Raw genomic sequence first — 15,010 nt, forward strand, 5'->3', positions numbered from 1 at the left:
GACAGCGGGCGGTAGATGTCGCCCATCACCTTGCGGCCGCGCTCGTCGGAGGTGCCGACCACGACGCGGTCGGGGAATTTGAAATCGCGGATCGCGGCGCCCTCGCGCAGGAACTCGGGATTCGAGGCGACGACGACGTCCGCCTTGGGGTTGGTCTCGCGGATGATGCGCTCGACCTCGTCGCCGGTGCCGACAGGCACGGTCGACTTCGTCACCACGACGGTGAAGCCGGTCAGCGACTGCGCGATCTCCTTCGCGGCGGCGTAGACATAGGAAAGATCGGCATGGCCGTCGCCGCGACGCGAGGGCGTGCCGACCGCGATGAACACCGCGTCGGCGTCAGCAACCGGCTTGGAGAGATCGGTGGTGAAGTCGAGCCGCTTCGCCTTGACGTTGGTGGCGACCAGCTCGTCGAGGCCCGGCTCGTAGATCGGAATCTCGCCGCGATGGAGCGCAGCGATCTTCTTCTCGTCCTTGTCGACGCAGGTGACGTCGTGACCGAAATCCGCAAAGCAGGCTCCGGACACCAGTCCGACATAGCCCGTTCCGATCATCGCGATTCGCATGAAAATCCCTGTTTGGCTTGGTTAACGAAGCCCCAACTCGGGGCGGTTTAGCATTTTCCCGTCGGGAAGGAAGAGCCCGCGATCGGAAACCGGCATGCGATTTGAACCGGTAAAGAAGTCGGAAACCACTGGGCGCCACACTGCGCCACGCCCGCACAGGATCGGGCGGAACCCGCCTCGAAAAGGGACACATGGCACGATCAGGCACATCAGCTGCGGGCAGCGCGCTTCCCAAAGCCTCCGCTGCCGCGCGTGTCGACTGGGTCGATTATGCCAAGGGCATCTGCATCATCATGGTCGTGATGATGCATTCGGTGCTGGGGGTCGAGCTCGCGGCCGGAAAAACCGGTTTCATGCATGTCGTGGTGGCCTTCGCAAAACCGTTCCGGATGCCTGACTTCTTCCTGATTTCGGGCCTGTTCCTGCCTTTGGTGATCGATCGCGACTGGCGAACCTATCTCGACCGCAAGGTGGTGCATTTCGCCTATTTCTATGTCGTCTGGGTGACAATCCAGTTCGGTTTCAAAGCCCCCGCCTTTGCCGCTGAAACCGGCTGGCGTGACGTGGGCCTGCTGTATCTCGAATCCTTCATCGAGCCGTTCGGCACGCTCTGGTTCATCTACCTGCTGCCGATCTTCTTTGTCGTCACAAAACTGACACGCAGATTCCCGCCACTCGCGATCTGGTTCGTTGCCGCTGCGCTGGAGACCGCGCGCATCGCGACCGGCTGGACCGTGATCGACGAGTTCTGCGCACGCTTCGTCTATTTCTACTCGGGCTATTTGTTCGCGCCGTACGTGTTCGCACTGTCTGATCGCGCGCGAAACCATCCCGCGCTTGCACTCGCCGCGCTCGCGACCTGGGCGCTGGTCGATGCGGGCCTCGTTGCATCAGGCGCAAGCGAGTGGAAGATCGTGTCGCTGCTGCTCGGCTTCGCCGGCGCCTGCGCGATCATCACGACCGGCACGTTGCTCGCGCGCGCCCATTGGCTCAATGGCCTGCGCTTCTGCGGCGAGAATTCGATCGTGATCTATCTGACCTTTTTCCTGCCGATGGCGACGACCCGGACAGTGCTGCTGCGGACGGGCATCATTCCCGACATCGGCATGGTGTCCCTGATCGTCACCATCGCTGGCGTCCTCGGATCGCTCGCCATCTGGCACGCCGCGCTACGGCTCAATGCGCACTTCCTGTTCGAGCGGCCAGATGCATTCTGGATCGCGCCGAGGAAGACCGGGCCGGTCTTGCAGGCGGCGGAGTAGCTGAGCTCTCGGTGTCGTCGCCCGGCTAGACCGGGCGACCCAGTACGCCGAGGCGCTAGCGATTGAACCGAGAAGCCGCGGCATACTGGATTCCTCCGCTTTCAGGGGAATGACAGCGGGGGATAGCCGCGCTACCAGCCCAAAAATCCGCCTCCCAAGGCTGTCAAAGGTCGCAAAAGTTCATACATTGCAGCCATGCCCAAAACATCCCCGAAGACCACCGCCAAAGCTGACACCAAGGCTGCTGCGCCAAAGCCCGCCGAGACCAAGGCCACTGCTGCCAAAGCTGCTGCCAGACCGGTTGCCGCCAAAGCGGCCGGCAAGGGCGACCACGTCTTCCTGGTCGACGGTTCCTCCTACATTTTCCGCGCCTATCACGCGCTGCCGCCGCTGAACCGCAAGTCCGACGGCTTGCAGGTCAATGCCGTGCTCGGCTTCTGCAACATGTTGTGGAAGCTGCTGCGCGATATGCCCGAGGACAACCGGCCGACGCATCTGGCCATCATCTTCGACAAGTCGGAAATCACCTTCCGCAACAAGATCTATCCAGACTACAAGGCGCACCGGCCGCCGGCGCCTGACGATCTGATCCCGCAATTCGCTTTGATCCGTGAGGCAGTGCGCGCCTTCGATCTGCCCTGCCTGGAGCAAGTCGGCTTCGAGGCCGACGATCTCATCGCGACCTATGTGCGGCAGGCCTGCGAGCGCGGCGCCAGCGCGACCATCGTGTCCTCCGACAAGGACCTGATGCAGCTCGTCACCGATTGCGTCACCATGTACGACACCATGAAGGATCGTCGCATCGGCATCCCTGAGGTGATCGAGAAGTTCGGCGTGCCGCCGGAGAAGGTGGTCGAGGTGCAGGCACTCGCCGGCGATTCCACCGACAACGTGCCGGGCGTCCCCGGCATCGGCATCAAGACCGCCGCCCAACTGATCGTCGAATATGGTGATCTCGAGCAGCTCCTCTTCCGCGCGACCGAGATCAAGCAGCCCAAGCGCCGCGAGGCGCTGATCGAGAACGCCGAGAAGGCGCGGATCTCGCGGCAGCTGGTACTGCTCGACGACAAGGTCGATCTGGAGGTGCCGCTGGACGATCTGGCCGTCCACGAGCCAGATCCGCGCAAGCTGATTGCCTTCCTGAAGGCGATGGAGTTCACGACGCTGACACGGCGGGTCGCCGAATATTCGCAGATCGATCCGGCCAATGTGGATGCCGATCCCGGCTACGCGAAAGGCGCGAGCGTGTTCACGCCGCTGCCGCCTTCGGACGTCGTGCCCGCACCGGGATCCGGTAGCCCGACGCAAGCCCGGCCGGGCGAGCCCAACAAATCGGCGGGCAAGGAGGACAAGGCCGCGAGCCCGAAGGGTGCGCCGGTCTCACTTGCCGCGGCGCGCGAGGAGGCGCTGCGCAAGCTGCCGGTCGACCGAGGCAAGTATCAAGCCATCAAGACGCTGAAAGAGCTCAACGCCTTCATCGCACGGATCCATGACACCGGCCATGTCGCGATCGAACTGCGCGGAAACTCGATCGATCCGATGCAGGCGGATCTCTGCGGCATCGCGCTGGCGCTGGCCCCGAACGAGGCCTGCTATGTCCCGCTGGCGCACAAGCAATCCGGCGGCGACGGCGGCTTGTTCGACGCGGGTCTCGCGCCCGACCAGGTCAAGCATGCGGAGGCGATCGAGGCGCTGCGGCCGGTGCTGGAATCATCGGGCATCCTCAAGATCGGCTTCGACCTCAAGTTCACCGCCGTGATGCTGGCGCAGCACGGCATCACCTTGCGCAACACCGACGACGCGCAGCTGATCTCTTACGTGCTCGATGCCGGCCGCGGCTCGCATGCGCTGGAGTCATTGTCCGAGCGCTGGTTCGGCCATGCCATGCTGAAGGAGAGCGAGCTGCTCGGCAGCGGCAAGGGCAAGATCACCTTCGACCAGGTGCCGATCGACAAGGCCGCGCCGCTGTCCGCCGAAGGCGCCGACATCGCCCTGCGGGTCTGGCGCGTGCTGAAGCCGCGCCTCGTCGCCGAGCACATGAACACCGTCTACGAGACGCTGGAGCGGCCGCTGGTCGCGGTGCTCGCGCGCATGGAGCGTCGTGGCATCTCGATCGACCGCCAAGTGCTGTCGCGGCTATCAGGCGACTTCGCCCAGACGGCGGCGCGCGTCGAGGCCGAGATCCAGGAGATCGCCGGCGAGCCGGTCAACGTCGGCAGCCCGAAGCAGATCGGCGACATCCTCTTCGGCAAGATGGGGTTGCCTGGCGGCACCAAGACCAAGACAGGCGCGTGGTCAACCACCGCACAGGTGCTCGACGAGCTCGCCGAGCAGGGCCACGATTTTCCGCGGAAAATCCTGGAATGGCGCCAGGTCTCGAAGCTGAAATCGACCTACACGGACGCGCTGCCGACCTATGTCAATCCGCAGACCCACCGCGTGCACACCACTTACGCGCTGGCCGCAACCACGACGGGCCGCCTGTCCTCGAACGAGCCGAACCTGCAGAACATTCCTGTCCGTACCGAGGACGGCCGAAAAATCCGACGCGCCTTCATCGCAACGCCGGGGCACAAGCTCGTCTCGGCCGACTATTCGCAGATCGAGCTGCGGCTGCTGGCCGAGATCGCCGACATTCCGGTGCTGAAGCAGGCGTTCCGCGACGGTCTCGATATTCACGCGATGACGGCATCGGAAATGTTCGGCGTGGCGATCAAGGGCATGCCGAGCGAGATCCGCCGCCGCGCCAAGGCGATCAATTTCGGCATCATCTACGGCATCTCAGCGTTCGGCCTCGCCAACCAGCTCGGCATCGCCCGTGAAGAGGCGTCGGCCTACATCAAGAAGTATTTCGAGCGCTTCCCCGGCATCCGCGCCTATATGGACGAGACGCGCGATTTCTGCCGACAGCACGGCTACGTCACCACGCTGTTCGGCCGCAAGTGCCACTATCCCGATATCAAGGCCTCCAACGCCTCGGTGCGCGCCTTCAACGAGCGCGCGGCGATCAACGCGCGACTTCAAGGTACCGCAGCCGACATTATCCGCCGCGCCATGACGCGGGTCGAGGACGCGCTGGCCGAGAAGAAGCTTTCGGCACAGATGCTGCTCCAGGTGCATGACGAATTGATCTTCGAGGTCCCGGACGCGGAGGTCGAAAAGACGCTTCCCGTCGTGCAGCACGTCATGCAGGACGCGCCGTTCCCGGCCGTACTGCTGTCGGTGCCGCTGCACGTCGACGCCCGCGCGGCCACGAACTGGGACGAGGCGCATTGAGGCTGCTCTTGCCTCCGCCTGCACTCGATCAGGCGGCGGCGAACGCCGGGACGACACTGAGGTGAGATAACGCCTACTCAATTGTCCTCCGTGCAATTGCGTGATGGCCCCTCAGCGCCGCGCATATTAGAATCGACGCGTCTCCCGCACCGGTTCATCCATGCCCCACACCTCCGCCCTACTCGGCTTCGCCCTCGTCTCTCTCGGCCTCGTGCTCACGCCCGGGCCCAACATGATCTATCTGATCTCGCGCTCGATCACGCAGGGGCCGGCGGCGGGGATCGTCTCGCTCGGCGGCGTCGCGCTCGGCTTCGTGTTCTACATGCTATGCGCGGCATTCGGCATCACCGCGCTGCTGCTCGCCATTCCCTTTGCATATGACGCGCTGCGCTTTGCCGGCGCCGGCTACATGCTGTGGCTGGCCTGGCGGGCGATGAAGCCGGGTGGGCGCTCGCCGTTCCAGGTGAAGCAGCTCGCGATCGACAGCCCGCGGAAATTGTTCACGATGGGGTTCGTCACCAACCTGCTCAATCCGAAGATTGCGATGCTGTATCTGGCGCTGCTGCCCCAGTTCATCGACCCCACAGCCGGCAGCGTGCTGACCCAATCGGTGGCATTGGGCGCGATTCAGATCGCGATCAGCGTCAGCGTCAATGCGATGATCGCGCTCGCCGCGGGATCGATTGCGCTGTTCCTGGCAAGCCGGCCGAGTTGGATGCTGGTGCAACGCTGGCTGATGGGCACCGTGCTGGCCGGGCTTGCCGTGCGGATGGCGGTAGAAGCGCGGAAAGTGTGAAGGGGGCACACTGTCATGCTCCGCGAAAGCGGGGCATCCAGTACTCCGAGACAGCGCGGCTTGAATCGAGCCGCCGCGGCGTACTGGGTCGCCGGTCAAGCCGAGCGACGACACCGTCACCTCAATCCAGCTTCGCCTCCATGCCCCTTCTCACCGCCGGGCGGGCCATCAGGGCGTCGTACCAGCGCTTGACGTTGGGAAAGTCGGCCAGATCAACCTTGTGGCGGGGATGGCGCCAGGCCCAGCCCAGAATGGCGAAATCGGCGACCGAGAGATCGCCGGCGACGAAGTCGCGGCCCTCGAGGCGGCGGTCCAGCACGCCATAGAGCCGGCGGGTCTCGGCCATGAAGCGCTTCAGGCCGTAGGCGCGGTCCTGCTCGTTTTCGAGCGCAATGAAATGATGCACCTGGCCGGGCATCGGGCCGAAACCGCCCATCTGCCACATCAGCCATTCGTAGACGGGGATGCGCGCGCCAAACGATTTCGGCAGGAATTTGCCTGTCTTTTCGCCGAGATAAAGCAGGATGGCCCCGGATTCGAAGATGCTGACGGGCTTGCCGTCCGGGCCCTCGGGATCGAGGATCGCGGGAATCTTGTTGTTGGGGGAGAGCTCGAGGAACCGAGGGTCCATCTGCTCGCCCTTGGTGATGTTCACCGGGACCACCTTGTAGGGCAGGCCCATTTCCTCCAACGCGACCGAGATTTTGCGGCCGTTCGGTGTGTTCCAGGTGTACAGCTCGATGGTCATTTCCTGTTTCCTTCCCCGAGGTAGCGGGCATCCACCTACTCCGGAAAGTTGCGGCCCCACAACCGCCCGACCGGGATGGCCGATCCCTGTTGACGGGGGACGCCCCCTCTGGAATGTCGCGGCCGTCGCGGATAAATTCCGCCACCTCCCAAGAACGCCCCTGAGGGACCACCGTGTCGAAATCTGCCTCCCGCGCCCGCCTGTTCGAAATCATCCGCCGCCGCTCTTTCGGCCGGGGCGAGGTGACGCTGGCGTCGGGCCGCAAGAGCGATTTCTACTTCAACCTGAAGCCGACCATGCTGGACCCCGAGGGCGCGACGCTGCTCGCCGAGCTGACCTATGAGGCGCTGAAGGACGATAATCTCGATTTCATCGGCGGGCTCGAGATGGGCGCGGTGCCGCTGGCCGGCGCGCTGGCGCAGATCTCCTGGATCAAGGGGCATCCGATCGCGGCCTTCTTCGTACGCAAGAAGCCGAAAGAGCATGGCGCCAGGCTCGCGATCGAGGGTCTGCCGAAGGGCGAGACGCTGGCCGGCAAGCGCGTCGTGATCGTCGAGGACGTCACCACGACAGGCGGCTCGGCGATGAAGGCGGTGGAATCCGTGCGCGAGACCGGCGCTGAAGTCGTGCTGGTGCTGACCATGGTCGACCGCGAGGAAGGCGCCACCGACACCTTCGGCGCGGCGGGTCTGCCGTTCCGCTCGCTGTACAAGGCGTCGGAATTTTTGAAGGATTAAAGCCTTTCGCTGCGGGTGCGCTGCGCAGCATTCGAGCCATCCTCAACGCCTCATTTACCATCCGGCTTTATGGTGAATCATGTGCTGAGACCCGTGAGGGCCCCAGCCGGTTCGGTAGCGTTGGGTGGAGTAAGCGTTGCGCACGATCATGTCCCATGCGCGCCGGCGGCGTCGCGCGATGCTTGTGGCCGCCACTTTCGCAAGCACGCTGCTCGCAGCTCCGGCCCCCGTTTCGGCCGAAGGCCTGTTCGACTTCTTTTTCGGCGGAATGCAGCAGCGGCCGCAGCGTGACGTGCCGCAGCAGGCGAATTCCTACGCCGATCCCTTCACCGGTCAGCAGAACCCGGCCGTTCAACCGCAATATGTGCCGCCGACCCGCTCGGCAGCGGCCGGCGGCTCCGGACCCGCCTTCTGCGTGCGCAGCTGCGACGGCAAATATTTTCCCTTGATGCGCGGCCTCGCCTCGCCGGCACAGATGTGTCAGGCCTTCTGTCCTGCAAGCGCCACCAAGGTGTTTTTCGGCTCTTCGATCGACGGCGCCTATAGCCAGACCGGCGAGCGCTACGCCGACAGCGAGAACGCGTTCGCCTACCGCAAGGCGCTGCGCGCCGACTGCACCTGCAACGGCCGCGAGCCGGCCGGGCTCGCTCCTGTCGACCTGGCGCTCGACTCCTCGCTGAAGGCCGGCGACGTCATCGCCACCACCGATGGCCTCGTCGCCTATACCGGCGTCCGCCTCGGCCAGGAGCAGACCGCTGAATTCACTCCTGTGGCCTCCTATCCCGGCCTCACCGCTCAGGTCCGCACCCGGCTCGGCGAAATGAAGGTCGCGCCGGTGCGGGCGGAAACGGTCGCGGCCGATGCGCCGCCCGCCGAGATCGTGCGCGAGAGGCTGCCCGATGTGACGCCGCCGAAGCCACAGGCGAAACCGGCGAAGCGGGCGGAACTGGATTAAGGCCCTGGCCCTGGGCCAAGCTGTCATTGCGAGGAGCCCTTACGACGAAGCAATCCAGGATCCCTTCACGGAAAGATTCTGGATTGCTTCGCTACGCTCGCAATGCCGGAAAAGAGAGCCTCACGGCCCGATAATCACCCCAATCACGTTCGGCGCCGCCAGATATTTCTCCTCGATGGCCGCGCGCGCGGCGGCGCGGTTCTCCGGCGTCAGCAGACCGCGCTTCCCGGCGAGGATCATCCAGCAGAACCCCCACCAGTCGGTCAGCATGCCCTGATCGCCAACGAGGTCATAACCCTGCTCGGCCGCGAAGATTCGCGCATGCGCCTCGTCCAGCGTGTCAAGAAAGTGATGATCCTCGGGCGCGAACAGATCGTCGCTGATGTCGTCGATGGTGTAGCCCCAGATCGACTGGCACACCGCGTTGAACTCGCGGTCGAATTGGTCGTCATCGACAGCATGGCGTCGCGCCGCCTGATGCAGCCGCGACAGCGACCGCGCGAAATCGGCGATCCGGGTGAGGGCAAATTGATCGAAGGCAATGGTGGACATGTAGTCCTCGCGACTGACGTCAGACCCTAGATGTTGTGTCGGCAATGCGCCGAATCACAATGATATATCAAAGACTTGCTAAAGTGTTCTTAATTTGTTCTGGAGAGTCCACAATGTCGTCCCGCCACGGCCGGGATGACATTAGTCATGGTGCGCCAACTCCCTCAGTTCACTGCCGACATCAGCTTGTCCCCGCACGCGCTCGCATAGAACTTGCCGCCGCATTGTCGCTTGATGGCGGCGCAGCGCTGCGCGGGTGTTGCATTTTGCGGGAGAGAGACGGCGCAGCTGAGGCCGTCGGCACTGCGCCCCATCTTGCCGGCGGCAAAGGCGGCGCTGGAGGCGGTGATACAGACGACCAGCAGCGCAGCCGTGGTGATTTCGATCAGCAGTCGCAGCAGCGGTTTCATGGGGCGTTTCCTCCACAGTGATGGCTGAATCTGTGCTCATTCTAGCACCAAATCGGCGTTCCTCCGTGCTGCTCCGGGTTTCCAAAGCGGCCCGTTCCTTGCATAATTTTGCGCCAGCGCAGTGTGCATGGCCGCGCCAGCGATGGTTCCGGTGCAGGGGCAAGACGCGTAGGTTCAGTGGTGTTTCTGTCGACCAGGAAGTGACGGCCTTGCAAGATCAATCGTTCCAGCCAAATTCGCCCGCGGCCGGCCAGCCCATCGACGAACTCGCGCTGGCTGAGATCAAGGGCACGATCCTGGCGAAGCTGCGCCTTGCTATCGGCAAGGATGCGGGCATGGCGACCAAGCACGATTGGTACCAGGCCGCAGCGCTCGCGCTGCGCGACCGGATCGTGCACCGCTGGCTCACGGTCGAGAAGCACAGCTACGACGCCGGCCGCAAGCGCGTCTATTATCTCTCGCTCGAATTCCTGATCGGCCGCCTCTTCACCGACGCGCTGAACAATATGGGGCTGCTCAAGATCTTCGAGGTCGCGCTCGGCGATCTCGGCGTGTCGCTGCCCGAGCTGCGCAAATGCGAGCCGGATGCCGCGCTCGGCAATGGCGGCCTCGGCCGTCTCGCCGCCTGCTTCATGGAGAGCATGGCGACGCTGTCGATCCCCGCGATCGGCTACGGCATCCGCTACGATTACGGCCTGTTCCGGCAGATCATCAATCAGGGCTGGCAGCAGGAATATCCGGACGAATGGCTCGGCTTCGGCAATCCCTGGGAATTGCAGCGGCCGGAAGTCATCTACGACGTCAATTTCGGCGGCGGCGTCGAGCATATCGACGACAAGGGCCGCGACCGCGCGATCTGGCACCCAGCCGAGACCGTGCAGGCGATCGCCTATGACACGCCGATCGTCGGCTGGCGTGGCCAGCACGTCAACGCGCTGCGGCTATGGTCGGCGCGCTCGCCCGATCCCTTGAAGCTCGACGCCTTCAACATGGGCGACTATGTCAGCGCCAGCGCCGAGCAGTCGCGCGCCGAAGCCATCTGCAAATTCCTCTATCCGAACGACGAGAGCCCGGCGGGGCGCGAGCTGCGCTTGCGCCAGGAATATTTCTTCGTCTCGGCCTCGCTCCAGGATCTGGTCAAGCGGCACCTCGCCTCCGACGGCCAGCTGCGCAGCCTGTCGTCCAAGGTCGCGGTGCAGCTCAACGACACCCATCCGAGCCTCGCCGTCACCGAGCTGATGCGCATCCTCGTCGATCTCCACAATTTCCGCTGGGATGAGGCCTGGAAGATCACGGTCGCCACCCTCTCTTATACCAACCACACGCTGCTTCCCGAGGCGCTGGAAACCTGGCCAGTCGAGCTGTTCGAGCGGCTGTTGCCGCGTCATCTCGAGATCATCTACCGCATCAACGTCCAGCACCTTGCGCTCGCCGAAGCGCGCGCGCCCGGCGACATCGATTTCCGCGCCTCGGTTTCGCTGATTGACGAGAAGAGCGGACGCCGCGTCCGCATGGGCCAGCTCGCCTTCGTCGGCTCGCACCGCATCAACGGCGTCTCGGCGATGCATTCGGACCTGATGCGCGAGACCGTGTTCCACGATCTCAATCATCTCTATCCCGGGCGTATCACCAACAAGACCAACGGCATCACCTTCCGCCGCTGGCTGATGCTGGCGAATCCGAGGCTCACAGACCTGTTACGCGAGGTCTGCGGCGATGCCGTGCTCGACGATCCGACGCAGCTCTCGCAGATCGAGTCCCGCGCCAGCGACGTCGAGTTCCAGAAGAAATTCCGTAGCGTCAAGCTTCACAACAAGACGGCGCTGGCGCGCCTGATCGGCGAACGGCTCGGGATCAAGGTCGATCCGACCGCTTTGTTCGACGTGCAGATCAAGCGCATCCACGAATACAAGCGCCAGCTCCTCAACATCATCGAGACGGTCGCACTGTATCAGTCGATCAAGGACGATCCCAACGGCAACTGGGTGCCGCGGGTGAAGATCTTCGCCGGCAAGGCGGCGGCGAGCTACAAGTACGCAAAACTGATCATCAAGCTGATCAACGACGTCGCCGAAATCGTCAACAACGATCCCTCGATCGGCGGCAAGCTCAAGGTCGTGTTCCTTCCCGACTACAATGTCAGTCTCGCGGAAGTGATCATTCCGGCGGCCGACCTGTCCGAACAGATCTCGACCGCCGGCATGGAAGCCTCCGGCACCGGCAACATGAAGCTGGCGCTCAACGGCGCCATCACCATCGGCACGCTCGACGGCGCCAATATCGAGATCCGCGACCAGGTCGGCGTCGAGAACATCGCGATCTTCGGCATGGAGGCCGGCGACGTGATGATCCGGCGCAAGCAGGGGCTGGATGCCTCCGACGTGATCCGCAATTCGCCGAAGCTGCAGCGCGCCATCAACGCGATCGGTGCCGGCGAGTTCTCGCCAGGCGATCCCGGCCGCTTCGAATCCATCGCGCATGCGCTGCGCTATCTCGACCATTACATGGTCAGCGCCGATTTCGATTCCTATTACGAGGCGCAGCGTGCGGTTGACGCGCGTTGGCAGGTGGCCCCGGCCTGGACACGCGCCTCCATTCTCAACGTCGCGCGCATGGCGTGGTTCTCGTCCGACCGCACCATCCGCGAATACGCCGAGGAGATCTGGAACGTACCGGTGAATCCGAGCACGCCGCTGCTGCCGAATTTGCGCGACGCCGCGGGCTGATTTTCCGCGGAGTGGAAGCGGCGTTACCTGCGACGTTATTGCGTCAGGCGCCAGGAATGATGATATGATCTTCATCATCCCCAAAGCGGCGTCGGTGACGCCGAGGACGACAATGCACGCCAAGCTCCCGCACCCCTTCGACGACGCCACGCGCATCACCGCGGGTGACAGCAGTTGGCAGGGGCACACCAGCGACGATTACTGGGCCTTTGTCGGCCCGTTCGGCGGCGCCACCGCCGCGACCATTTTGCGCGCGCTGATCGACCATCCGGAACGCGCCGGCGATCCGCTGGCGCTGACCGTCAATTACTGCGCGCCGATTGCGAAGGGTCCGTTCGATCTCGACGTCCGGCTGGTGAAGGGCAACCGCTCCAGCCAGCACTGGAGCGTCGAACTGTCGCAGGGCGGCGGCGAAGTCGCGACGCTCGCCGCCGCTGTATTCGCCGAGCGGCGGCCGTCCTGGGAACACAGGGTCGCGCAATATCCTGGCGCAAAGCCGTTCGAAGCGACGCTGCCGTTCCCGAAGATCGCGGCCTCCTGGGCCAACCAGTATGAATTCCGCTTCGTCGAGGGCGAGATGCGGATCGGCCCGCCGCATGCCGAACCCGCCAGCACCTATTCGAAGATCTGGATCAGCGATCGTGAGCCGCGCAAGCTGGACATGCTGTCGCTGATGTCGATGTCGGACGCTTTCTTCGGCCGCATCTTTCACGCACGGCGCGAACTGGTGCCGTTCGGCACGGTGTCACTGACGACGTATTTCCACACCGACAGTGAAGAGCTCGCCAGCGAAAACATCACGCGCGTACTGGCGACGGCGGACTCGAAGATCATGCACAAGAGCTACGCCGACCAGAACGCCGAGCTGTGGTCGCCGAACGGCAGGCTGCTCGCGACGAGCACGCAGATCGCGTATTACAAGGCGTAGCTTTCTTCCAGTCTCCCCTTGCGGAAGAGGGTGGCTCGTCGCGAAGCGACGAGACGGATGAGGGGTTCTCCGCGCGATAAACTTCGTCGAGTTCGCAGAGAGAACCCCTCATCCGACGCTTCGCGCCACCTTCTCCCACAAGGGGAGAAGGAGGCAGCCACAAACAGGAAAGGGCGGCCTCGCGGCCGCCCTTTTGCATTCGAACCGATCCGCGCCCTCACTCCGCCGCCAGCTTCACGTCGGGCGCGGCGGCGCGAACTTCGGCATCGACCTGAGCCTCGAACTTGGCAAAGTTCTTCTGGAACATGCCGACCAGCGCGCGGGCGGTCTTGTCGAACTCGTCCTTGTCCTTCCAGGTGTTGACCGGGTTGAGGATTTCGCTCGGCACGCCCGGCAGCGCGGTCGGAACTGCGAACCCGAAATACTTGTCGGTGCGGAATTCGACGTTGCGAAGCGAGCCGTCGAGCGCGGCGGTGAGCAGCGCGCGGGTCACCTTGATCGGCATGCGGCTGCCGACGCCGTACTTGCCGCCGGTCCAACCGGTATTGACCAGCCAGCAATCGACATTGTGCTGGGCGATGAGGTCGCGCAGCATGTTGCCGTAGACGGATGGGTCGAGCGGCAGGAAGGGCGAGCCGAAGCAGGTCGAGAACTCCGGCTGCGGCTCGTTGCCGAGGCCGCGCTCGGTGCCGGCGACCTTCGCGGTGTAGCCGGAGAGGAAATGATACATCGCCTGCGCCGGCGACAGCTTGGCGATCGGCGGCAGCACGCCGAAGGCATCGGCAGCGAGCATCACCACGTTCTTCGGCTGCGGCGCCCGGCCGGTGCGCGAGGCGTTCGGGATGAAGTCGAGCGGATAGGCCGACCGGGTGTTCTCGGTCTTTGAGCCGTCGTCGAAATCGACCACGCGGGTGTCTTCGTCGAGCACGCAGTTCTCGAGCACCGCACCGAACCGCGTCGACGCCGCATAGATCTGCGGCTCGGCTTCCTGCGAGAGCTTGATGCACTTGGCGTAGCAGCCGCCTTCGAAATTGAACACGCCGTTCGGGCCCCAGCCGTGCTCGTCATCACCGATCAGGGTGCGGTTCGGATCGGCCGACAGCGTGGTCTTGCCGGTGCCGGAGAGCCCGAAGAAGATCGCGGTGTCGCCCTTGGCGCCGACATTGGCCGAGCAGTGCATCGGCATCACGCCGCGCTCGGGCAGATAGTAGTTCAACGTGGTGAAGACCGACTTCTTCATCTCGCCGGCATAATAAGACCCGCCGATCAGGACGATCTTGCGGGCGAAATCGATCGCAACGACGTTCTCCGAACGGCAGCCGTGACGTTTGGGATCGGCACGGAAGCTCGGCATGTCGATGATCGTGAGCTCCGGCACGAAGGTCGACAGCTCGATCGCCTCGGGACGAATGAGCAGCGTGCGAATGAACAGCGAGTGCCAGGCGAGCTCGGTGAAGACACGCGTCTTGATCCGGTAGGCCGGATCGGCGCCGCCGTAGAGATCCTGCGCGAACAGGCTCTTGCCCTCGGCGTGCTTGAGGAAGTCCTGATAGAGCGTCTCGAACTGCTCTGCGGTGATCGATTGGTTGCCGGCCCACCACATCTTCTTGTCGGTGGTGGCATCGCGAACCGTGAACTTGTCCTTCGGGCTGCGGCCCGTGAATTCGCCGGTGTCGGCGCAGAGTGCGCCATCGGCGGATAGCACCGCCTCGCCCGCAGCGAGCGAATATTGGTAGAGCTGCGGCGCGCCGAGATTCCAGTGAACCCGTTTGAGATTCTTTAAGCCGAATTTGTCGGCGCCGAAGGCACCGTTGCGCACGCCCGTCTCTTGCACGAAATATCCTCCTAGAACCCGCGACATCAAGCGCAACCAGCTCTGGCGCCTTCGCGGTCACCGTGAATTATAGGCCGTCCGGCCTCGGCTGGACGACCTAATAATGGTGAACGCTGGCGTTGCCAAGCTGATCCCGCAGGAATTGGTTTATTCAAGGACCGCGCCAAACGTCGCGCATATCAGCGTCGATAAGGCCTATGCAAAAATCACCCATGATCGC

At 63.8% G+C, this 15,010-nt stretch carries 12 protein-coding genes; 7 read left to right on the top strand and 5 right to left on the bottom strand.

Translation table 11 applies throughout. The features are described 5' to 3' along the window. Positions 1-566: nucleotide sugar dehydrogenase (locus IF809_RS29015; protein ID WP_462839259.1), on the bottom strand; the 566-nt coding region annotated here is incomplete at its 3' end. 191 nt (positions 567-757) lie between these two features. Here IF809_RS29015 and IF809_RS29020 point away from each other — a divergent pair. The 3 genes from IF809_RS29020 (at position 758) to IF809_RS29030 (ending at position 5,900) form a co-directional block, all read left to right on the top strand. Next, a complete protein-coding gene (locus tag IF809_RS29020; RefSeq protein ID WP_462839260.1) occupies positions 758-1,828 on the top strand; it encodes an acyltransferase family protein in 1,071 nt (356 codons plus the stop codon). Between the two features lie 195 nt (positions 1,829-2,023). Beyond that, positions 2,024-5,104 (top strand): DNA polymerase I, encoded by a 3,081-nt coding sequence (polA, locus tag IF809_RS29025; protein ID WP_462839261.1) that lies wholly within the window; start codon positions 2,024-2,026, stop codon positions 5,102-5,104. A 160-nt stretch (positions 5,105-5,264) separates the two neighbouring features. Then, positions 5,265-5,900, top strand: a complete 636-nt coding sequence (locus tag IF809_RS29030; protein ID WP_462839262.1) for a LysE family translocator — start codon at positions 5,265-5,267, stop codon at positions 5,898-5,900. Between the two features lie 121 nt (positions 5,901-6,021). Here IF809_RS29030 and IF809_RS29035 read toward each other — a convergent pair whose 3' ends face one another. Further along, positions 6,022-6,648: a glutathione S-transferase family protein gene (locus IF809_RS29035; protein WP_462839263.1), complete on the bottom strand. Its 627-nt coding sequence runs from the start codon at positions 6,646-6,648 to the stop codon at positions 6,022-6,024. A 173-nt stretch (positions 6,649-6,821) separates the two neighbouring features. On the opposite strand from IF809_RS29035, the gene pyrE reads away from it, so the two are divergent. Together pyrE and IF809_RS29045 are read left to right on the top strand one after the other, a co-directional pair. After that, positions 6,822-7,385, top strand: coding sequence for an orotate phosphoribosyltransferase (gene pyrE, locus IF809_RS29040; RefSeq protein ID WP_128963781.1), 564 nt, complete (start codon positions 6,822-6,824; stop codon positions 7,383-7,385). A gap of 178 nt (positions 7,386-7,563) precedes the next feature. Then, positions 7,564-8,340, top strand: a complete 777-nt coding sequence (locus IF809_RS29045) for a DUF2865 domain-containing protein (RefSeq protein ID WP_462839264.1) — start codon at positions 7,564-7,566, stop codon at positions 8,338-8,340. Positions 8,341-8,460: 120 nt separating this feature from the next. On the opposite strand, the gene IF809_RS29050 is transcribed toward IF809_RS29045, so the two are convergent. Further along, positions 8,461-8,892, bottom strand: a complete 432-nt coding sequence (locus IF809_RS29050; protein ID WP_462839265.1) for a hypothetical protein — start codon at positions 8,890-8,892, stop codon at positions 8,461-8,463. A 164-nt stretch (positions 8,893-9,056) separates the two neighbouring features. Further along, positions 9,057-9,302 carry a hypothetical protein gene (locus IF809_RS29055; protein ID WP_128963779.1) on the bottom strand — a complete coding sequence of 82 codons (246 nt, stop codon included), beginning with the start codon at positions 9,300-9,302 and terminating at the stop codon, positions 9,057-9,059. 209 nt (positions 9,303-9,511) lie between these two features. On the opposite strand from IF809_RS29055, the gene IF809_RS29060 reads away from it, so the two are divergent. Then, complete coding sequence (locus IF809_RS29060) at positions 9,512-12,028, top strand: glycogen/starch/alpha-glucan phosphorylase (RefSeq protein WP_164938419.1); 2,517 nt, start codon at positions 9,512-9,514, stop codon at positions 12,026-12,028. Positions 12,029-12,140: 112 nt separating this feature from the next. Next, positions 12,141-12,956, top strand: a complete 816-nt coding sequence (locus IF809_RS29065; RefSeq protein ID WP_453983782.1) for an acyl-CoA thioesterase — start codon at positions 12,141-12,143, stop codon at positions 12,954-12,956. 217 nt (positions 12,957-13,173) lie between these two features. Here the strand turns inward: IF809_RS29065 and IF809_RS29070 are convergent, their stop codons facing one another. Further along, the gene (locus IF809_RS29070) at positions 13,174-14,790 is read right to left on the bottom strand and encodes a phosphoenolpyruvate carboxykinase (RefSeq protein ID WP_128963777.1); all 1,617 of its coding nucleotides are present in this window, start codon (positions 14,788-14,790) and stop codon (positions 13,174-13,176) included. Between the last annotated feature and the right edge of the window lie 220 nt (positions 14,791-15,010).

The sequence above is a fragment of the Bradyrhizobium sp. UFLA06-24 genome, assembly GCF_054967145.1.